The 24,514-nt window shown below is 37.0% G+C and carries 8 protein-coding genes; all 8 read left to right on the top strand.

What is annotated here, in order from left to right:
• Positions 1–159 precede the first annotated feature (159 nt).
• The 8 genes from MY490_RS21870 (at position 160) to MY490_RS21825 (ending at position 24,443) form a co-directional block, all read left to right on the top strand.
• Entirely contained in the window at positions 160–351 is a 192-nt protein-coding gene (locus MY490_RS21870) for a CxxH/CxxC protein (protein ID WP_114344968.1), read from the top strand.
• Between the two features lie 59 nt (positions 352–410).
• Positions 411–890, top strand: coding sequence for a 23S rRNA (pseudouridine(1915)-N(3))-methyltransferase RlmH (rlmH, locus tag MY490_RS21865; RefSeq protein ID WP_248267515.1), 480 nt, complete (start codon positions 411–413; stop codon positions 888–890).
• Positions 891–1,525: 635 nt separating this feature from the next.
• A complete protein-coding gene (locus tag MY490_RS21860) occupies positions 1,526–6,874 on the top strand; it encodes an InlB B-repeat-containing protein (protein WP_248267514.1) in 5,349 nt (1,782 codons plus the stop codon).
• 120 nt (positions 6,875–6,994) lie between these two features.
• Entirely contained in the window at positions 6,995–10,294 is a 3,300-nt protein-coding gene (locus tag MY490_RS21855) for a bacterial Ig-like domain-containing protein (protein WP_248267513.1), read from the top strand.
• Positions 10,295–10,732: 438 nt separating this feature from the next.
• Positions 10,733–12,205 (top strand): WD40/YVTN/BNR-like repeat-containing protein, encoded by a 1,473-nt coding sequence (locus MY490_RS21850; protein WP_432707100.1) that lies wholly within the window; start codon positions 10,733–10,735, stop codon positions 12,203–12,205.
• 433 nt (positions 12,206–12,638) lie between these two features.
• Positions 12,639–20,672 carry a S8 family serine peptidase gene (locus tag MY490_RS22230; RefSeq protein WP_282439828.1) on the top strand — a complete coding sequence of 2,678 codons (8,034 nt, stop codon included), beginning with the start codon at positions 12,639–12,641 and terminating at the stop codon, positions 20,670–20,672.
• 617 nt (positions 20,673–21,289) lie between these two features.
• The gene (locus tag MY490_RS21830) at positions 21,290–22,789 is read left to right on the top strand and encodes a malate:quinone oxidoreductase (RefSeq protein ID WP_248267511.1); all 1,500 of its coding nucleotides are present in this window, start codon (positions 21,290–21,292) and stop codon (positions 22,787–22,789) included.
• A gap of 403 nt (positions 22,790–23,192) precedes the next feature.
• On the top strand, positions 23,193–24,443 hold the full coding sequence (locus tag MY490_RS21825) for an ABC transporter substrate-binding protein (RefSeq protein ID WP_248267510.1): 1,251 nt from the start codon (positions 23,193–23,195) through the stop codon (positions 24,441–24,443).
• Positions 24,444–24,514 lie beyond the last annotated feature (71 nt).

Genomic DNA, 24,514 nt, shown 5'->3' with positions numbered 1-24,514 from the left:
TTTCGTTAAAAAATAATAAGTTGGGCATTAGGAATGGAACTCGACGTAGTCGTCAATTTTGCGAAGTAAGTATAAGTGCAACTACGCCTCTGACTTCGCCTAAGAGGCTCGACAATCGACGAGTTTTCTTTATGTGCTAAAAAAAGGAGCTGTGTATAAGTGGAAAAAACAATTTTAAGCTGTGATGAGCATGTAGAATGGGCTCTTGACGATTTTGTGGATAAGTATAGTGAAACACCACTGTTGAATAAAGTCGAAAAAACGCACAATATATCCACAACCTGTGAATATTGTCAAAATGATGCCATATATATTGTATCGAACATAGATTCTCCCACTAAATGTGGATAGAAAATGTGGGTATGTGGATAACTTTTGTGGATAACTTGTTTGTAAAGTGAGGATATAGTGTGAATATCTCAATTATCAGTGTTGGAAAGTTAAAAGAAAAGTATTTAAAGATGGGGATCGATGAATACATAAAACGATTATCTAGTTATGCAAAAATGGACATAATCGAAGTGCCAGATGAAAAGGCACCAGAGAATTTAAGCGATGCAGACATGTTAATCGTTAAGGAAAAAGAAGGCGAAAGAATTTTAAGTAAAATAGCAGAAGACGCTTATGTAATTGCATTAGCAATTAAGGGGAAGGAACATACGTCCGAATCACTAGCAAAAAAAATAGATCAACTTGCCACATATGGAAACAGCAAAGTAGCATTTGTGATTGGTGGGTCATTAGGTCTAAGTGATGCTGTGATGAAAAGAGCGGATGATACACTGTCATTTTCAAAAATGACTTTTCCACATCAATTAATGAAATTGGTATTGGTGGAGCAGATCTATCGAGCTTTTAGGATTAACAGGAATGAACCTTACCATAAATAGAGGCGAATTTGAGGATAAAAGGGAAGAAGTCAGTTGTAAAATTTGGTACATAATTGTAAGGATTTAGAAGAGAAACACAAATCATATTTACCGAGTGTTTTTGTATAGCAAATATGATTGTCAAATATTTTATCTAAATTCTTGATAGTAAAAAATAATATACAGAATTTCTAAAATAACCCCATATATTTTTTTGAGACCTCTCAGTTTGCTGAAGAGGTCTTTTTAATGTGCTTCTAGCTTGTTCAATAAACTGTAATTATTCAAAAAGAGTTGTATCTATAAAATTTAATATACCGAGGACGAATTCCCCCAACTTCTATTTTCGAAAAAATGAAGTAAAACAAAGGAAAAATATGGTTTATTCTAAGTTTTTATTGAAGCATATCCAATTTATTATCATTTTGCAGGAAATTCCCCCAACTTCTTTTTTTATAAAAATCAAAGTAAGACAAAGGAAAAAGGGTAGATTATTCTATATTTTTTATCAAACTATCCCCAATTTATTATCATTTTACATGAAATTTCCCCAATTTACTGTGCAGATAGCCCTCAAGTATAATTTAGAATGGTCAGAAAATTGTTGAAATTTTTAGAGATATATAAGATTTTATCATTTAAGGGGGAGAAGAGAAATGAGACTACGGTCAAGTAAGAGTATTGCTGCACTATCTGCAGCTGCAATATTAATGTCAAGTGGTGTTCCAGCATATGCTAGCGGACCCATAGCTAAAGCTTCGACAGAAAATCATTCAGGATTTGTGCTGAGTGGCGAAACGCCAAAGGAAAAAACTGTTGCATCACCTCTATTTGGTAATGCAAAAAAGAATGACCCAACGGGTATGTATAAGGCATTGAAGAAATCAAAGGAGGAAAGCATTGATCCAACAATTGATCCAAACAAAAAAGTGAGATTCATTGTTGAATTAAAAGATGCGCCTGCCAAAAATGCAAAAGATGAAAAAGGTAAAAGAAGTGAATTTAAAAAGTCACATGACAGAATAAAGAAAGACATTCGTCAAAAAGGCATCAAGGGTAAGGTCCGCCATGACTATTCCATTGGGATTAATGGCGTTAGTATTGAAACAGAATATAAGAATCTAAAAGCGATTAAGAAATTACCAAACGTAGCGAGTGTTCACGTAGCGCGAACATATGAACATGAAATGGTTTCAAGCAAATCAATGGTGAATGCACAACAGGCTTGGGAAAAGCACAATTTGCAAGGTGAAGGCATGGTTGTAGCGGTTGTCGACACTGGAGTGGATTATCGACACCATGATATGACACTAACTGAAAAAGGGAAACAACAAGCTCGTTTAACGAGTGACAATCTAAAAGATAAACTAGCTAGCACGCCGGTAAATGATCAATTTTTCACGGATAAAGTCCCAACAGGGTATGACTGGGCTGATAAGGATAACGATCCGATGCCAGGCGAAGAGGCCCATGGAATGCATGTCGCAGGAACAGTAGGTGCAAACGGTGATGAAAACAACAACGGCGTTGTCGGGATCGCACCAGGCGCGCAAATCCTTGCGGAAAAAGTATTTCCTGATGCAGGTGGCGGAGCGTCTGAGGATGACATCATTGCAGGGATCCAACATGCTGTCGAGATGGGTGCAGATGTTATCAATCTAAGTTTAGGAACACCAGCAGGATCAACGGATGAAGCAATCGCTCCAACCGAAAAAGCCATTCGAAATGCTGTTGAACAAGGTGTTGTCGTCGTCGCAGCGGCTGGTAATTCTTTTTATAGCACGTATAACACCTTGGGATTCCCGCAATCTGCTACACCTTATGCGGATAATCCAGATATCGGATTAGTCGGTTCACCGGGTAATAGTCCTTATGCACTTCAAGTTGCATCGTATGAAAATGATCAAATCAGAATCAATCAGATGAAACTGTCTGACGGATCAACTTTTGGCTACCAGAAACTAAACGCTGATATGGTTGATGCGTTAGGTTCGGACAAAGAGTATGATTTAGTGTATGCAAATCAAGGGACAACAGCGGATTTCAACGACCTTAAATTGGCAGGAATTGATGTGAAAGGAAAGATTGTTGTCTTAAACAATAACGGTCCGATTCAAAACTTCGGTTCTTATCAAACGGGACCAGCCACTCGAGGTGCAGCTGCCGTTATTCTAAGATCAACTTCAGACTATGCACAACAAGCGACTTATTTGGATGGCATTCCAATCGTTACAACAAGTGTTGTCGATGGGAACAAGATTATTGATCGACTAAAAAATGGCGAAAAACTAAAAATGTCTTTCACCCATGATGGTATCTGGGTCAAAAACCCGATTTCAGGAAAAATGTCTGATTTCTCATCATGGGGAACACCAGAAGACTTAACGTTTAAACCTGAAATTACCGCTCCTGGCGGAAATATCTATTCAACCGTTAAAGATAATAAGTATGATACGTACAGTGGTACTTCGATGGCTTCGCCGCACGTAGCAGGAGGAGCTGCATTAGTTCTTCAATCATTAAAACAGAATGGCGAAAAGAAAGACATGGCAACGGCGCTGAAAGCGAAAATCATGTTGATGAATACATCAAAGATTCTGACTGATCCAGCTAGCACAACAAATACGCCTTACTCACCTAGAAGACAAGGCGCAGGGATGATGCAGATTGATAAAGCGATCGAAACGCCAGCTCTTGTTTATAACCGTGACACCACGCTTGAAAAAGCAGGGGCAGTGGCACTGAAAGAAATTAAGGGGAATACAACAAAATTTAACTTAACGCTTCAAGCTTTAAATGGCGAAACGGTACCAGATACATTAGATTATACTGCCTATATTGATGTGTTAACAGATGAGAAACAAAGTAATCAATTCGATCTTGATCATGATGGAACGAATGATCATTTCAAAGACTCGTTAACTATGAAGACAACGAGAGTTACAGGTGCAAAAGTAACGCTGTACGGAGATCCAATCTCCAACACATCCGGCATTACAGTTCATGTTGATAAAGGGTCGAAGCAAACGCTAAACTTCCAAATTGATTTAACAAATGCGACAAATATCAAACCAAATTCGTTCCTTGAAGGTTTCGTTCGCCTTGTGCCAAAAAATCAAGACATCCCTCAATTAACTGTCCCATATATGGGATTTGTTGGGGATTGGAATGCTCTAAAGAATATCGATGCACCAGTTTATGGAAATAGTGATAATTACTTAGGGTATACGGCGATTTGGGATCAACGTTCAGAGGACACACCGATGGGGTATGTGAACGGGAAAATCAATACCGACCGACTTGCAGAATCACCGAGATCAACAATCTATGGGCCGTATGTGTCATTCACAGCCTTGAGAAATCTAAGCAAAGCCGAGGTATATGTAGAAGATAAGGATGGAAACCGTGTCAAATACATCACAGATTTTAGTAATTACGTAGATGAAGAAGGTGATTCAATCCGTTTCACCAAAAACATTTTTAATGCAGGTGACTATGCATACAAATTAGAAGATGAATACTGGGATATGACAGATGAAACCGGAAAAATCGTTCCAGATGGCGACTATCAGATGGTCATTAAAACAACATTAGACAATGCTGGTGCAACACCACAGGTTGTCAAAATGCCAATCAAAGTAGATGCAAGTGCCCCTGTTGCTAGCAATCTTCGAGTGACGCCATTCACTAAAAATGGCATAACGAAATACAAGGTACAGTGGGATGCAAAAGACAATGATAACGGTAGCGGTTATATGGGTGGAATCGTCTATGTAGACGGTAAACAGGTTACTGGAGTAGAAGCCCCTGCCACATCAAGTCATACCTTATCAACGTACTCAGTTGATTTAGATTCAAATCCAGAAAGCGTAGCGATTCGAAACATTGATAACGCTTATAACTTTAGTTATATCGAATATGGAAAACATGTGAATACTCCTGAAATGTTGATTAATTCAACCTATTATGAAGGAAATGGAACAAATATTACGAAAGATACGCCTGTTGTTGTCAATCAGAAATCACCAATTAGCATCTCTTCTTTTGCATTAAAGAAGCTTGATTGGGCAATTAATGTGAAAGATTCAGAAGGTAAGGTAGTTGATTCAACTTCATTCAAAAATAAGGACACGCTTTATGGGTTAAAGTGGTATCCGAAAAGCGACATGCCGGATGGTCAATATACGATTAATATTGAAGGTGTAGATGAATTCGGTTTTAAAGTCACATTAGATCCAAGGAAGATTTCAGTGGATAATCACCATTCATTTGTGTCTTCTAATGTGGTCGATTTAATAGAAGGATTTAAAGGTGATGTAAGAAATAAAGTAAACATTTATGCAAAATCATCAACTGGAGAAAAATATCAAGCATCAGAAATTTCTCCTTCTGGCTATTTCAACATTCGAAATATTCCATTGTCTAATGATGATTATGAGATTGTCATTGAAGCACCGAATCATTTGAAGAGTGTACAGAAAATTAAATTAAGTCAAACGTCTTCAACTGGAGAACAAATTGGCATAATCGCCACAGATATAAAATCGAAACAACCTATGTCTCTAGCGGGAGACGTCAATGAAGATGGCGTCATCGATGTTCTTGACGTGAAGAAGGTTGCTGATAAGTTTGGTCAAACTAATGCACCAGCTACTATCCTTTACGTTCCTGAAAATTTAAATGGTGACAATGTAGTAGACGCAAAGGATATGGAAGTCTTATATAAGAATCTATATCAAAAAAATGCTGATTCAACTTTAACTCCGCAGGAAATGGTTGATGGTCAATACAGCTCAGATATTTGGAATGAATTAAACATTCCTATGGAGATCAATACATTAAAGAGCGCTTCAGTAACATCTGATAAAGTAGCACTTAACTGGTTGACTCCAGTTGGTGCAACGCAAGTGAAAATTGAACAATCGAGTGATAATGGATTGACTTGGAGTGCTGCAAACACAGAGAAACAAGTGACTTCGATCTCGAATAGTGCAAAAGTAACTGGATTGCAAATGGGTGTTTCTTACCAGTTCAGATTGAACGTAACAGGCGGTTTGAATGAGGGAATTTCAAACGTTGCGAAAGCAACTACAGGAATAAAAGAATACGTTGTTTCATTTGATTCACTTGGTGGTAGTGCTGTAACAAGTCAAACAATTAAGGGAGTTGGAACGGCTACTGAGCCAGCGGTACCTACAAAAGAGGGTTACACATTTGGTGGTTGGTACACAGATTCAACTTGTACATCACCTTACAACTTCTCGTCATCTGTAACAGATACGATGACACTTTATGCGAAGTGGACAATTATTCAGTCAACGGTGAGATTTGATACAAAAGGTGGAAGCTTAATTAGTAGTACGAAAGTAAATTACAATACTGCTGTAACAAAACCAGCTAATCCAATAAGAGTAGGTTATACATTTGGCGGTTGGTATACAAATTCAGCTTGTACAACAGCTTACAACTTCTCGACAAAAGTAAAGAATAACATCACACTTTATGCGAAGTGGACAATTATTCAGTCAACAGTGAGATTTGATACAAAAGGTGGAAGCCTAATTGCTAGTATGAAAGTAAATTATAATGCTTCTGTAACCAAACCAGCTGATCCAAAAAGAGCAGGTTATGTATTTAAAGGTTGGTATACAAGCACAGCCTACACAACTATATATGACTTCAAAAAAGCTGTAACAAAAGATGTGACACTTTATGCAAAATGGGCTGCTATTCCATCTATTATCGTAAATGGTAAGAAAGTATGGTTAATTGAAGCGAATATTCCTTCTGTTGAACAGGCAAAAACGAAGTATGGTATTCAATTCCTACAAGCAACATTAAACAAGCTTGGTTATAGTAAGTTAGTTGTAGACGGTAAATTGGGTAAAGGAACAACAGATGCAATCAAAAAGCTTCAAAAAGCGAGCGGCTTGAAACAAACGGGTATTTTTGATTCAAAAACAAGAACTGCATTAGTTGCAAAGGTTAATAAATTAATAAATTAGTAACTTAGTAACTTAATCACATAAGAAAAGGTAAATTTCTCGTTATGAGAAATTTTCCTTTTTTTGAATCACGTAACTCAATCTTTTAAAGTATTAAAATTTAAATATGGGGGATTGAAAATGCTAGGTAAAAAAATCAAAAAAGTTTGGAGAAGCAAAATTGTTGCACTACCTTTAAGTGCGATGCTCTTGGCTAGTACAATTGCTACACCAGTTGCAATATTCGTTCCTGCAGCACATGCCGCACAAGTAACACCACAAGGAATTGATGAGCTAACGCCGAAACCATTTGCACTTGGTGAATTTCAAACAGCCAAACCGGCTGGTGCAACATCAAATATGGATTTATCGGGTGTCGTTGGAACTGGGAAAGTAAGCCTTCCTAATATTGCATCAGACGGTACGCTTATTTGGACTGGTTCATACCAATTAAGTGACATTCCTGCTGGTCTAGATTATGCAAATGCACCCGTTTTCTTTAAAGCACCCGCAGGCACAAAAAGTGTAAGATATTATGATTCGAATGGCGCGTTACAGAGGTTATATACTACATCTGATACAGCATTTTCAGTCGTTTCAAATGATACCATCACTTATATTTTAGTCCCTATTACCTTATTCAGTCAGGGGAAAGTTGAAAAAATCACTTCACCTAGATTTGTATTTTTGGATCAAGATGGATCTGCGTTAGCAACAAAGACGTTTAAGTCAGATGGTTATGTACCAGGATCCGTTTTCACAACAACTGATGTAACGACTAACGCATCAACTGCAGGTGCGACACCTGAAAACATCGCAAAAATGGACTTATCAGGTGTCGGTAGCAAAATCAGTATTAATTCGATTAGAACGTCAAATATTACAGGTCAACCTGGAACCATTGAATGGAAGGGATCTTATCTGCCAAGTGATCTTCCTGCTGGCCTAAATTATGCAAATGTGCCAGTTTTCTTTAAAGCACCAGCAGGCACAGTTAGTGCTAAATATTACGGCTCGGATGGTAGTTTATTAAAGAGTTACAATACGAATGATCTTGCGTTTTCTGTCGTGACTGGTGGAAATATCAGTTATATTTTAGCTGGGATTACGCTAGCCAACGATGGCAAAATCGAAACGTATACAGCGCCGAGAATTGAGTTCTTCGATGCAAATGGCAGTGTCATCACGACAAAGAAATTCAGATCGGATGGTTTGTTGACGGGGTCAAATTTTTTAAAAACTGATACCTATATTTCGGCAACAACACCACCTGATAATACGCCTCTTCCTTCTGATATGGATTTATCGGGTGTAGGAAACAAAATGAGTATTAATTCTATAGTTGCAGGTTCAGGAATAATCAACTGGAAAGGTGATTACCTAGAAGGTGACATTCCTAGTGGTCAAAGTTATGCATCTGTGCCAGTTTTCTTTAAAGCACCAGCCGGTACAGTAAGTGCAAAATTTATCGGTTCTGATGGAAAGCTTTTAGATAGCTATGACACTAATCGTACTGCTAACTCAATCGTGTCAAATGGAAACATTACTTGGGTTTTAGCGCCGATTAAACTGTCCAATAATGGCGCAACTGTTATATACAGTAATCCTTCATTTGAATTTTACGATGCTAAAGGTAATTTGATTGACATTAAGCGATTTAAGTCGAATGGTCAATTACCATCGTTACCAAAACCAATCACGATTAACACCATTCAACCGAAAGTCGGAGAAGTGATGGATGCTGGTTTAAACCAAGTCAATAACACATCGCTTGTTGTCAAATGGTCAACTGATAATAAAGTGACTTGGAAAGACACAGATGGACTTTATCAACCAGTCACTCAGTACTGGACTCGGTATGTTTATACGGCAGACAGAGGGTTTAAATTTGATTCAACCATCTCTAAAACAAATATTACTGTACCTCCATCACCAGCAGTAGTTTCGTACTCAGTCATTCCATCATCTGTGAACAGGGACGGTGACACTCTAACAATAGATGTAAAGTGGGCTGTAACAGGTGCATTGCAATTTGTGGATGGTGTATCAATTGGAACAGCAGCACCAGTTGCGGGAGAGGAAATGGCGGACGGAATCAACACAGTCACAACTGGACTAGCTGCAACACCAACTGTCACATGGTCTAAAAACGATGGTGCTTCATGGTCTGCAGCAAGCGGAAACTACGCAGGCGCAACAACATACAAAACAAAGTATGTTTATACTGCAGAAACTGGCTATTCATTTAAAGAAAATCCAATTGTAACGGGTGTAACTGGTGGGGTAGTCGATTCTGTTGTTCGTTCTGGTCCAATGAATAACATCCTAACGATTATTGTGACATGGAATCCAACAGAAGCAGCAACATTATCAAGCATTTCTGTATCATCACTACCTTACAAAACGGATTATATTGTTGGTGAGGAACTAGATATAACGGGCTTACGAGTGAGCGGACTTTATTCAGATACTTACACACGTTTTCAAACGATCACAATGGCGAATATTAGTGGGTTCGACCCTTCGAAGGTTGGAACACAGACGATTACAGTAACAGTTGGTGAAAAAACAGCGACATTCGATGTAACGGTCAGTCTTCATCCAGATCAAGTAGCTGCAAATGATGTCATTTCAGCGATTAATGCATTACCGACTACGATTACATTGAAAGATAAAGAAGCAGTAAATGCTGCAGAATCAAAGTACAATGGACTAACATCAGCACAAAAATTGTTAGTAACCAACTATTCAAAATTAACGACAGCACTAAATGTGATTACAAGTCTTGAGAACCAAGCAACCGCTAAAGTAGTGATTGATCAAATCAATTCACTAACACCAACGATTGCAAATAAAGCCAAATATATAGCAGCTCAAACTGCTTACAACGCGCTTTCTGCTGATCAGAAACAGCTAGTTACTAACTACAACAAAGTCACATCTGGCTTATCAATCATTGCTGGATTAGAGAAGATTGCCGCTGACAAAACAAAACCAGTCATTTCTGGTGTTGTTTCAGGTAAAACTTACAAGGTTGGAACAATCGTTAAATACAGTGACAATCTTGGAATCAAATCTGCTTTGTTAAATAATAAGACTTTTGTAAGTGGTACAGCTATTAAAGTAGCAGGAACTTACACACTTGTCGTAACTGATAAGAATAATAATGTGACTACAGTTAAGTTCACTATTAAAGCAATACCTGCAGTGCCTACCATCAATACAGTAACGACTAAGTCTACGACTGTAACAGGTAAGGCTGAAAAAGGCTGTACGGTAACTGTAAAAGTAGGAACAAAAGTCTACAAGGCTGTAAATGTAACCTCTAATGGAACATACACTGTGAAGATTACTAAACCAACGAAAAATACAGTTATCACTGTCACAGTCAAAGACGCTTTAGGACAAACAAGCACTAAAACATACAAAGTTACAAAATAATTGAAATCACAAACGATGGAAAATCCCTAATAGATTTTCCATCGTTTTCTTTTGTTCTATTAATAATGAATGACAAAGTAAACTTTTCAGAAAACTGAGAGGCTTTTTTTAGTAGTGTGAGTTTGTAGGTTTCAACAGGAAGTCTATTTAAATAATAAGAAAATCTTAAGATTTACATTAATAGGTTATTAAGATTTTACTGATATCATCGGGTGACTTATTTAAGACGATAATTAGAATGCCTAAACATAATCATTTGATTGTTTAATCAAGTATAATTAAGAAATAGCACTCCATTTTTCATGATGGTGTGCTTTTTTACATAGGTACAGGTTTTATTAGCACCATGTATAACATGGTAATCACGAATCATGCAAAAACCTAAAAAAACAAAGTATACTCAATATAGATAATTAAAATCGGTTAGGGGTGATCTACATATTGAGGGGAAACGTAAAAAGAATACTTATTTCATTATTATTAAATCCGATTTTCATAATTGGATACTGGATTTTTGGACAAAAGTTGGCTTCAATATGCAAGTATGGAAGCCTGAATAAGAATCTTCCTATTTTACTACTATCTATAGTAATCTTAATATCAGTTATTGTGTTTACTACATTAAAGATTATAAAAAATAGTGAGTATAAACCTAAACTAATAGATTTAAGAGTATGGAAATCTATTTCTATTATTATTTTTATAGCAATTACATTATTTTATGGGGGAAATATTTATAAAAGTGCAACAAATTTTGGTGGTAAACTCGCTTGGTATATCGAGCGATTAAAGAATGAAAGGTCAGTTAAATTTGAACATAACAATATTTATAAATATGGAGTAGAAGGTATATTTGAAGATATAAATAAAAAAATTACCTTGCCAAAAAAATTATATATAGTCAATAATTTTTCAATTAAATTTAATTCAGATGGAAAAATTACATCCTTATATACATTTATCCATGGGAAAAATGACAATGGAAAAGAAGAAACCTACCTAATAATTTATGAGGAAAATAAATCACAAAATATTACTATAAGATTAAACGGATATGCAAAGCCTGACTATAATGAAGATAAACTAGTAGAACCTTTAATTAAAACAGTAAATGATATTCCGATTAAACAAACCGTTAGTAAGTGGAACGAGAATCAGTATGGTTTGGTCTATTACGGAAAAAGGAGTTGGGGATACAATACAAATGGCATCATTAATATTGATAAGGATGGAAAAGAATATAGTCTAGAAGAAGCAAGTTCTGAAATAATTGGCTATACAGTATCTTTATTTGTCCCTGGAAAGGAAAAAGTGATCACACCTGTTAGATATAACTTAATAGGTAATCCAAGTTGGAGTAAGCCATCTACTACTCAAAATCAAGTAAACTCTAACGAAAAGAAAAATGAATTAAAGAATACTAATGAACAGTTTTATCTATCTAAAGAGGTCGGATATAAATTAAATGTTGCTGATAAAGCATTAGGAAGCACATTTTATTCATTAAGTAAGACAACGGATGGTGGAAAAACATGGACTGTTATTAATAATGACCCATACAGCGGAACAGTAGGAGGCGCCTCTGGAGTAGTCTTTTTGGATGACAAGCTCGGATTTTTAGGAGCAGTTAATCCTTCTGGTAATGAAGGAACCTTATATCGTACGGATGATGGAGGCATTTCTTTCAAAAAAGTAATTTACTCACCTCATGAAGTAAAGTTGAATAATGGACAGTCTATAAAACCTTTTGATACCCCGAGTATGCCTTTTGAGATGGACGGAGTTTTAAGTATGCTAGTTGGTCAAGGTTCAGATGGAGATTATAACGGTAATAGTAGCGAACTTTATCAATCAAAAGATGAAGGACAAACATGGAAATTTGTGAAAGAGGTTAAAAATAGGCACTCTTAGTCAAACAGTTAATTCTATAAAGAACATAAAGAAAGATCTCTCAAAAAAATTGAGAGGTCTTTCTTTATGTTCTTTACTTGAGTAATTAGATTAAGAATTACTAATTTAATCCAAATAATTGAAATTATCAAAATTTATAGAATAAGAAGTTGCAATTTCCCCCAAGCCCATTCCTATAAAATACTCATATAAAACAATAAAAAAAGGAGATTACTCCAAAAATTTAACAAAATATGACAAATTTTTTTCTTTATTTTATGCTAAATTTCCCCAATTTACTGTCCGTATAACCACAAATATAATGAAGAATAGCAATGGATTTGTCGTAAAATTTTCAAAACTATTAAGATTCTGTCAATAAAGGGGGAAAAGTGGTTAGGGGGAATAGAGCTTTTGCTCTATATATTAAATTAATGGAAGGGATGAATAATATATGAGACATCGTAAAATGAAAAAGATGATCATGTCAACATTTCTAGCAACTTCTACGCTGCTAGGCTATACGGTTCCGGCGTTTGCCATGACTAGTGGATCATCAGCTGAAAAAACTATTCAGACACAACTGAGCAGTAATAGTAAAGTTGACTTAAATCAAGCGCAGCAATTACAAAATTTATACTTAGAGAAGATTAAATTTGATCCAAAATTGTTAGATTCTTCAAAACAATTAGACTTAATTGTTCAATTTGATGTCGATCCGGCTGCAATTCAAATGTTGAATCAACAAAAAAATACCTCATCAGCTAAACTTACGGTTAATCAAGAAAGCACTAATGAAGTTACACTTGATAGCGCTAAAGCAGCTGTCAATGAAACTCACAGTAACTTTAAGAGTTTCGTAAACAGTGAGTCTAAATCTTTGAAAGACGCTGGCGTAACGAACCAAATTAAAATAGGTAGAGAGTTTACTCAAGTATTTAACGGGCTAGCTGTCAAAATACCTAAACAATCTCTTAATAATCTATTGGCATTACCCTATGTAAAGAGCGTTTTTCTCAACGTTAAGTATGCGCCTATTCCTGCTTCGCAGTCAATTGACGCACCTACGAGCGTTACTGGTGATGGAAAGGTATCAGCGCAAAAAACTGACCCAAATTTACTGCCAGTTATACGTTCAGATCGTAGTAACAAGCAATCAACTAGTGGAACTTCTGAACAACCTGCTGCTAAATCAGCAAATTCATTCGCTCCGAACGGTACTGTAACATCTCCAGGTCCAGAAGGCCCACAATCGGGTGAAACAGCAGTTCTTGATTGGTTAAAAATTCACGATCTTCAAAATGAAAACATTACAGGGAAGGGTGTGAAAGTCGGCGTTATTGATACAGGACTTGACTATAATCACCCAGATTTAGCAGGTGAATATCAAGGCGGAAAAGACTTTGTAGACAATGACGATGACCCGATGGAAACAGTGTATTCTGACTGGCTAGCTGCGAAGAATGCGAATGATGCTCTACCTCCTGAGCAACAAGATCCAAACTTCCCGACGGATTACCATAATTATATTACTTCCCACGGAACTCACGTTGCTGGAACAATTGCAGGTCAAGCTCGTAACAACTCACCATATGCTCTAAAAGGTGTTGCGCCTGAAGTACAGTTATATGCATATCGTGTTTTAGGTCCTCATGGTGGTACCGATGATGCAGTAATCGGTGGGATCGAACAATCATACAAAGATGGATGTAAAGTGATCAACCTATCACTTGGTGCACCAGTTAATGATTCATTATCTCCAAATTCTGTTGTTATCAATAACATTATAGACCTTGGCGTAACAGCTGTTATCGCTGCCGGTAACTCTGGTCCAGGCGCTGCTACATTGGGAACCCCAGGTACAGCTGCTAAGGCGATTACTGTTGGAGCAATTACGTATCCGAAAGAGGTTCCGACGTTTGACATGCATTCATATGGTCAGACGGGAGAAGAAACATTTACGAATGTGAATACTCGTTTAGTTGGAAGAGATTTTACGGAAACAGATACTAAGCTTAGCGATTCAACTCAGTATGACATTGTGGATGCTGGCTATGGTACTCCTGCTTGGTACGAGGACCTTCAAAAGAAAAACATCATCGTTAAAGATAAAGTTGTTCTTGTAAAGCGAGGTGCTGCACCGATCAACCAACTTATGATGTACGCGGCTGGACAACATGTTAAAGCAATGATCTTGTGGAATCCAACCGATATTCCTGATCTTCTTCTTGATGATCAAGGATATTATCCATTTTATCTTGGCGCATCAGGTGGTTCAGTCTACACATTACAATTAAGCACGAATGACGGACCAAAATTCTATAATGCGTTTAAAAATGGTACGATCAAAAAGTTTTCTGTTAGAAATGCTGCAAACTACAAGATGGGTGGAAATACGCTAGCGGACTTTAGCTCGACGGGCCCAGTTTCTGGAACGCTTGCAATCAAACCTGACGTTATTGCACCAGGTGTCGATATATTCTCGACAGCTCCTTATGATATTTGGGAACCAAACAATAAAGACTATTCGAATGCTTACCAAACGATGTCTGGTACATCGATGGCAACTCCACATGTTGCAGGTATGGCTGCATTAATTTTGGCAGCTCACCCGAACTATAAGCCTGAGGATGTAAAAGCAGTATTAATGCAAACTGCAGACCCGATTAACACGCAAAAAAGTGTATACCAAATCGGCTCTGGTAAAACGGATCCTTATCAAGCTGTCCATACGGATATGTTATTTAAAGTAAAGGATTATATTCAATCACGCTCATCATTAGATGATTCATCTAATTCAAATATTATTAGCGTAGCAAATACAACTGCTTCATTCTCGTTTGGCTATACAGCGCGTCAAGAAGATGGTTCAGTGATGAAAACAGGCGACTTGTATATTACGAATAACAGTAATGCAGCAAAAATCTTTGACACTTCAAGTGCTTTCTTTAAGGATACGTTAGTAAACGGCGGTCAAGATGGTACAACTGAAGGTGCTAAAATTAGTTTAAGTGATGCATCTGCACCAGGGACAGAATTAACTTCGATTACTGTACCAGCAGGTGGCACGGTTCATCTAATCGCAAAATTCACTGCACCTGCTTCGGCTGCAAGTGGATTCTACGAGGCGTATATTAACTTTGTTAATTCAACTAGTTCTACTGAAACCTATCGCATTCCTCTTGCAATAAACGTTCAAAGTAGAGGTATAGATTTCAGAATTGCACGAAAAGCAATTACACTTAGTGGTAATAAAAACTTTAATCCGAATACGTATGCAGTTACCCCACAAACCTACGCGGGGATTAGAGTGAAAAGTCCGATTGACCCTTTATTTGGCCTTAAGCTTTATGTTATGGATATAACGGGCAAAAATTATATCGGTTTTATCACAGCGCTTAACACATCAAGTTTAGGTCAAGGGAATATATCGTATGTACCTTTTATGCTAAATGGGTCATATTTACCTTATAGCACTCCTATTTCTAAAGACGACCCTAATCTGACTGTAAAGCTTACTCAACAATCGTCAACTGCAAAAGTTGCTGACGAAGGTGGGTATGTTATTCAAGCTCGCGCATTAGACGCGTCTACTGGGAAACTTTATGAAGTAAATGATACAGTTTATATTGATAACACTGCTCCGACCGTTCAAATGGATGAAGGTAGCAAACCGGGCATTTATGAGATTGACCCTAACGGTCCAATGACAGATGGTGCATTAAAATGGTTCTCAGGAAAAGCTTACGATTCGAACATTGATTATATGAAAAATGTTGGACACGAAACAAAAGCGCCTGCACCACCGGTCTATGACACTGATACAAAAGTGAGCCAATCTTTAGGTAAAATTGACGGAATGCTAGGAGATTCTAACGATGCACCATATGTTAATTATTTCTTAGATATGAATGAAGATGGAAAATTTAAATTTGGGATTTCAAAAGAAGACGTTATAAATACGGATGCTGATCCTCAAAAAGAAAATTATGGGACACAGTTCAGAATCTATCCTGAAGATTATTCGTATGCAGGTAATCTTGAAACACAAGGAAAATATTATTACTTTGTTAAAAAGGGCAACGAGTATGTAGTTAACAGATTTGCTCGTCTTGATACACCAGGTTCGACAACGTTAAATGGCATCGACCCTGCTTTCCTTGCTGACAAAACGTTAATCGCAAAAGGTGATAATTTTAAATCAACGCTAAATATTAAATATCCTAAAAATGTTGTTGGCGCGAAGTTCTATATCGACAAGCTTGATTTTGCAGATATTATGGATATTGACTTTAGTGCACAATACAAAGCATTCTTAGCATCTAAAGGAATTACAGCTGATAAAAATTGGATTCATAAAGACTTGGACACAAACGGTGATTTTATGTTCAATTTTAATCTCCCTGAAAGTGTTCAAGCCCAAGGTGTATTGAATTCGGCGGATACTATTAGTGATGGCACTGCAAAGGAAATGCCGATCCTTGACATCACTTACAAAGTTACGAATGATTCAGGACTGGATACAATGTGGCTTGTTGGATCAGGTAATATTCCTGAAATCACAACGTACAGCGATGGTAAGACCGGAATGGATCGTGTCCCAATTTTCCAAGATAAGTTCCTTTACATTAAAGGTGGGGCATCTATCTACGGTAGTATTAAACCAGAAGGATTCCAAAACTATCCGACTGCGCCTAATGCATACGGTAGATCAACACCGATAACAACAAAAGACTCAGGTGTTGAGATTAAATTTGAAGATCCGAATGCAGGTGGGATTACTTCTGTGATACCAATCGCGTCAGACCCAGCTAGCAGCTCTTCAAGTATAAACGAGGGGATCGTTCAGACTGGTTTATTTACAGCAGCTCTTCCGATGCAAGCAGGAGATAAGCCATACAATTTTACAATGAAAATGCCTGGACATTTATCTTATTACGGCAAATTAGCCGTGAATTCAGCAGGACAATATGGCTATTCAGCAGGAGGAAACTATTCAGTTCCTAGTGCGGTTATGCTTGCGGGTGATGTAAACGGTGATGATGTGATCGATATGAGGGACATCGAAGTGGAAAGTACTGCATACAATGACTATGTTGCAGCACCATCAACTTATTCAAGAGCAGCTGATTTAAACTTTGACGGTTCAATTGATTATAATGATTTTGAATACATCGTCAAAAACTTTGGCAAATACAATACAACCGCTCCTAATGCAGATGCATTAGCAGGAACGATTGTATCAACAACGAGCAAAGAGATTACGTTAACTGGATTTAATAAGTTACCTAGCGGTTCAGATTTATCTGCTTTTAACACTGTCGTAAAACCAGTACCATATATCAAAACAAGCGACAGCTCTGCTTTAATATATTATGGAAAAGTAAATCCGTTTCAATTATTTTCTGTCAAATACAAAACACCTGATGTATTTAATGCTTCTACCCTTACGCAAATCGAAGATGTCGCTTGGAGAACAGCATTAGAAGGTAATGGTGGACAAATCTTAATTGATGGCGTTGACCGAAAAGCAGCGACGAATATCTATAACGGCGTTTCAACCAATTCGATTGTGAGTAAAGTTGTTTCTGGTAAAGGACAATACGAATTTGATCCATTGTTGTTCCAATCACCAGGAATCCACACGATTGTGTTTAAAGCGCCAGGCTATATGGATCGTTCTCTGAAATTTATAATGTTAGGTGGTGCGTTTACTTCTAGCTTTAACCTACTCGCGCCAAATAATATCACAAGCATTGGAAAAGCAGTAACTTATAGTCTTGCAGATGGGACAGGTTCAACAGCTGCCCACTATCGTGATATTTGGAAGCCAAATATGACGTCGATTACGGTAACTAAGCCAAACGGTGATGTTGCTGCAACCTATGCAGGAACGGAACTTGAGGCACTCTTTAATCAAGTAACGCCGGCAAACGCAACAACATTTAACTTTACAATCCCAGCAGGTGTTTTCTCGACACCATCAGTATTCGACGGATTAGGATTTACTGATTGGAAGATAACGATTAATGCAGACAATTACAGTTCGTATACATTCTATCAAAGAATCAATGCGTTCTCAGCTCCAACGTTGACAGCAGAATCAAATCGATATTTTAATGATGGCAATTCAAATCCGATTTCGATTACGGCTGGTACAACAAACGATACACAAGCGTGGAGAGATGCGATTACAGCTATACAAGTTGGTAGCACTACGATAGCAAGAGCAGATTTCGAAACGAATAACATCACTTTAGGTGCTCCTGGAACGCCAATTAAGATTAATAAATCGTTAATCACAGCACCAGGAAGCGTAAAAATCAACATCATCGCACCGAATTACCAAACTGCGACAGTTGATCAGCCTTTCTACAAACAAGGGATAACACTTACAAAACCAGCAGGTACAATCTATGCTGGAAAAGACTTAGTAATGACATATAATCCTAGTTCAGCAGCATCTGATTGGATATCTGCGGTGAAGGCTGGTGGCGATATTAAATTTGGCACATCAATCAAAACGAAAGTTAGCGTTGATGAAACAGCAGGAACGATAACAATTCCATATAATTTAGTAAGAACTGATGGTGGTGGTGCAGTTTCAAGGAATTTAAGTGTAACAGCTCCGGGTTATGCTGACACGATTTTAACTGTAACTGTTACACCTCAAACTGCGCCTGTGCTTACGCTTTCCGCGCCTACGGGAACACCGCAGTTTGGTGACACCATTACTTATACGATTAACGGTGCCGATAATCCACTGTGGAGAAGTTCAATTTTCCTTGCGTCAACATCAGATCAAACCGTGGATAATGGCGATGTGACAATTCAAATGTCATCAATTACATCGGTCAAACCATTCGTCACAACAACTGTGGCAAATGGTACAGGGGCAGTAACGATTGACGGGTACGTAACACAGTCGAATACAGCTGCAGGTAATAAGAACGTTAGGTTCAAATCGCCATATTTTACACCAATTACAGTTGCTCAACCATTTACTCAAAGAACAGCACCAACGCCTACTTTGACACCAAGTGGAATTGGTAAGCCAGTTATTGTGACAGTTCCGAACAATGCTGAAAACATGAGATGGGCAAATGCTACAAAGGCTGTTTCAGGTGATATTACAGTAGGAGGCGTATCGATAAAAGCGGATACGACGATCTCATCTGATGATAAAAATATTACGATTACAATGCCTGGAACTGCATTCCCAGCAACAGGTAATATTGCGATTAAGTTTACAGCTTATTGCTACCCTGTTACGTCTGTAACTCAAGTAGTTAAGAATAATGCACCAGTATTTGCATCAAAAATTGCTTATATTCAAGAAGATACACCAATCACTACTAGCTACAATCAAGATTCAAATTGGCTTGCGGCATCACCTGTTGTTTCACTAAATGGCAAAGTAGTTGATTCTAGTAAGTACACGCTTACAGCTAATGAACTGACATTTGTTGATCGATCTTTATTTAAAGACCTAGGTGAATATGAGTTTACAATTTCTGCGCCTGGTTATACCGATACGGCATTTACGATCATCATTAGTGATGATTTGTCACATTTAATTTCGGCAACATCAGACAGCAATGGAAAAATTGATCCAGAAGGCTTCGTTTCGGTAAAACATGGATCTAGCCAAACGTTTAAAATCACGCCGAATACTGGTTTTGAGATTGGAAGCGTGAAGGTTGATGGGCAAGAAGTAACAGTAACAAATGGCGAGTACACATTTACAAACATCACGAAGAATCATTCAATTGATGTAACATTTAAACAAATTGTTCACATCATTACAACAACAGCTGGAACTAACGGAATGATTAGTCCGAACGGTAGAATTGCTACGAATTATGGAACGAACCAAACGTTTACAGTCACACCTTATGACGGTTTTGAGGTTGCAACGTTTAAAGTAGATGGTGTGGATGCACAGTTAACAAACAATACTTACACATTTACGAACATAACGAAAGATCATACGATTAATGTAACGTTTAAACAAATCGTACACACAATCACAGCAGCAGCTGGAAGCAATGGAACGATTAGTCCAAGCGGGAATGTTTCTGTAAATCATGGAAAGGATCAAACATTTACGGTTACACCGAATAAAGGCTATGAGGTTGCTACATTTACTGTTGATGGTGTGAATGCAAATCTTACAAATAACGCTTATACGTTTACAAATGTAACAAAAGACCACACGATTAACGTAACGTTCAAGAAGATTATTTATACAATCGTAGCATCAGCTGAAGGCAATGGAACGATTAGCCCGGTCGGTATACTTACTGTAGATGAAGGAGCAAATCAAACATTCAAAATTACACCTGATAAGGGTAATTATGAGGTTGACTCGTTTAAAGTAGACGGAGTAGAAACAAAGCTTATAAATAATACGTACACGTTTACGAACATAACAAAGAATCATACAATTAGTGTTACGTTTAAACATAAAGGTAACAGTGGAAAGTAATGATTCAGCAGTCATTGACAAAGAAAGTAAGAATTTTTAAAAAATAAGTATATAAATAGAAAATATATTTTTTCGAACGAGGAATAAGAGGCTCATTTTGAGTCGTACTAGGCTGTCGGGAACTTCTCGGCAGCTCTTTTTGTGTATAAATCATACAAGTCCGAGTAAATTTAAACTAAAATTTGGTTCAATTAAATAATTTTAAAATAATAAGCAAATCTTTCCTTCAGATATTTTATATTGTTCACGAGACAAAGTTAAAATGAGCGCTTACTATATAGAGGTAGGGTTCACTAAGTAATAGAGAGCCAAAATTTATTTTTCTAAAATAAGGACCTTAATGATAGATTTTTAACTTTTGTACATTGTTTAAATAGTTTATAATTATCAGATAAAGAAAAAAATTTTTTAGGACAATTAATAATAAAAATATACTATTAATTGGATATAATTAAATAGTGATATACTATTATTAAAATGTAGCTTAAATGTGTTATACTATTAATAAGATATAATTGAGACAGAAAAGGTGTGTTCCTAGGTGGTGCCTTGCTTTTTGTGACACCTAAGCAGGAAAACCTACTTTTTTGCAAAAAAAGGGGAAAAGGAAGGTTATTATGAGCAACAGACAAACTAGAACAGACATTATCTTAATTGGTGCCGGAGTCATGAGTGCGACTTTGGGATCATTACTAAAAGAATTAGCACCGGAAATGGAAATTAAAGTATTTGAGAAATTAGAAAAAGCAGGAGAAGAAAGCTCTAATGAGTGGAATAATGCAGGTACGGGACATGCTGCATTATGTGAGCTTAACTATACATCAGAAAAAGCTGATGGATCAATTGATATTAGCAAAGCAATAAAAATTAATGAACAGTTTCAACTTTCCAGACAGTTCTGGTCATATCTTGTAAACAATGACTTGATTGGTAATCCACAAGACTTTATCATGCCAATTCCTCATATGAGTTTAGTGCAAGGTAAAGAAAATGTGGAATTTTTGAATAAACGATTTGAAGCGCTTTCTAAAAATCCTCTATTCAAAGGGATGGAATACTCAGAAGACGCTCAAAAGTTGAAAGAATGGATCCCGCTAATCATGGAAGGACGCACATCTAATGAACCAATAGCGGCAACAAAAATTGACTCTGGAACGGACGTAAACTTTGGCGCTTTAACACGCATGATGTTTGAGCACTTAGAGAGTAAGAATGTAGTGATAAACTATAGACATAGTGTTGAAGACATTAAACGCACTAGTGACGGCGGGTGGGAAGTAAAGGTGTATAATATGAGCACTGGTAACATCGATTCCCACATTGCAAAATTTGTGTTTATCGGTAGTGGAGGAGCTAGTCTGCCATTACTACAAAAAACTGGTATCCCTGAGTCAAAACATATTGGTGGGTTCCCTGTAAGTGGACTATTCTTAGTATGTAAAAACCCAGAGGTTGCCAAGCAGCATCATGCAAAAGTATACGGAAAAGCTAAAGTTGGTGCACCACCAATGTCCGTTCCGCATCTTGATACAAGGTATATCGATAACCAAAAGTCGTTATTATTTGGACCGTTTGCTGGGTTTTCACCAAAGTTCTTAAAAACAGGTTCAAATATGGATCTAATTAGTTCTGTAAAACCAAATAACGTTATGACTATGTTAGCTGCAGGCGTAAAAGAGATGTCATTAACTAAATATTTAATCCAACAAGTCTTATTATCGAATGAAAAGCGTATGGAAGAATTACGTGAATTTATTCCAAATGCTAAGAGTGAAGATTGGGATATCGTAGTTGCTGGTCAACGTGTACAAGTTATTAAAGACACGCCAGCTGGAAAAGGAACGCTTCAATTCGGTACGGAAGTAGTTAGTGCAGCTGATGGATCGATTGCGGCATTACTTGGAGCATCTCCAGGTGCTTCGACAGCTGTTCACGTAATGCTTGAAGTATTAGAGAAATGCTTCCCCGGGCATATGATGGAGTGGGCTCCAAAAATTAGAGAGATGATCCCTTCATTTGGTTTAAATCTAGAAGAACATCCAGAACTTTTAGAGGAAATTCAAGCTTCAACTTCAAAATCACTTGGATTAAACGAAAAAGAACTAGCTTATAGTTAATTTTTTTCAATTAACATGAAAGTAAAGAACCTTCAATTGAAATTGGATTGTAGGTTCTTTTTGTTATGGTAGGAAATAGGTTATTAGGACTAAACAACGAGGATCATGATGAATCTTGTCGATTTAAATTTTTTGAAAAATTGAAAAAAGTGTTCATGATTTAAAAAAGAGGTGATATACTACATACAACTGGTAATGACATCATTACTAAAGTGACTTTTGAAAGTTATAACTGGGGGTGAATGTTTTATTACAAATTAAATATTTTTTGTAAGCCTTTTCAAACTAACTGGTAATAACATCATGACAACTCGTTCGTGGAGCACAATATTCCAAATATGTCTTTAGAGCAACTACCAGATTAAAAGGCTATTAAACTTTTAAGAGAAAGAAGGGGAATGGGATGAAAAAGTGGCTTGTTTTGCTATTAACCTTGGCTTTAGGCTTACTAGGATTAGCTGGATGTGGCAGCAGTGATACATCAGGGGATGCAAAAGATGGAAAGGTTGAAATTACTTACGGTTTTTGGGATAAGAAGCAAGTTCCCGCAGTTGATGAAATTATAAAATTATTTAATGAAAAGTACCCTAATATTAAAGTGAAAACTGAACTTACTCCTTATGCACAGTATTTTCAAAAGCTAGAAACAGCTGCAACAGGAGGAGCGTTACCAGACGTTTTATGGATGAATGGTCCACATGTAGTCCAATATGCGGAAGGTAAAGTAATTGTCCCACTTAGTGACTTGGCTTCAAAGGATAACTATCGTTTAGACAATTATCCTAAGTCATTGGTCGATCTTTATACAGTAGATGGAAAGCTTTATGGTATTCCAAAAGACTTTGATACAACTGGACTTTGGTATAACAAAAAGATTTTTGATGAAGCAGGTATACCTTACCCGGATAATACTTGGGATTGGAATAAGTTAAAAGAAGTAGCTAAGAAATTGACAAATAAAGAAAAAGGAATTTATGGTTTTGCAGCTTTAATGGGTAACCAAGGCGGATATTATGATTTCATTTGGCAAAATGGTGGACATATTATTTCCGACGATGGCAAATCGGTCGGATTTGATCAACCTGAGGCAATTGAAGCACTTAAATATAACATTAGTTTTATAAAAGAAGGTCTGTCACCAACACAAGCTCAAATGACGGAAACAGCACCATCAGAGTTATTCTCATCTGGAAAAATTGCAATGATGTTTGATGGACCTTGGATGGTTCCAGAATATAAGAAAAATCCAGATTTAAATGTAGCTGTTGTACCTAAAGGAAAACAGCGTGCAGTTTCCATTCATGGCTTAGCAAACGTTATTGCGGCAAACACAAAACATAAAGATGCTGCTTGGAAGTTTGTTCAATTCTTGGGTTCTAAAGAAGCAGCAGAAGTATATGCGAAAACTGGTACTGTAATCCCTGCTTATAATGGTACACAAGATGCTTGGCTAAAAGCTGTTCCAAATTTAAATCTTCAAGCATTTATTGATGGAGTTGACTATTCAGTTCCATTACCAAGTGTGAAAAATACAGGCGAAATCTGGCAGTATGAAACAGATATCTTGAAAAAGGCATGGAGTAATGAAGAAAGTGTTGAAGATGCTGCAAAAGAATTAACGAAAAAGGCAGACGAGGCACTAGCTAAGAACTAAAAAAATGAAGAGAAGAAGCTTTCTAAAGCCTAAAATTACTTCTTCTCTTTATTTCCCTTAAAAGGAGTGAA

The sequence above is a fragment of the Gottfriedia acidiceleris genome, from assembly GCF_023115465.1.
GTDB classification, from domain to species: Bacteria; Bacillota; Bacilli; order Bacillales; family Bacillaceae_G; genus Gottfriedia; species Gottfriedia acidiceleris_B.
The sequence above is the reverse complement of the archived record's forward strand: the minus strand, read 5'-3'. Positions and strand labels throughout refer to the sequence as shown.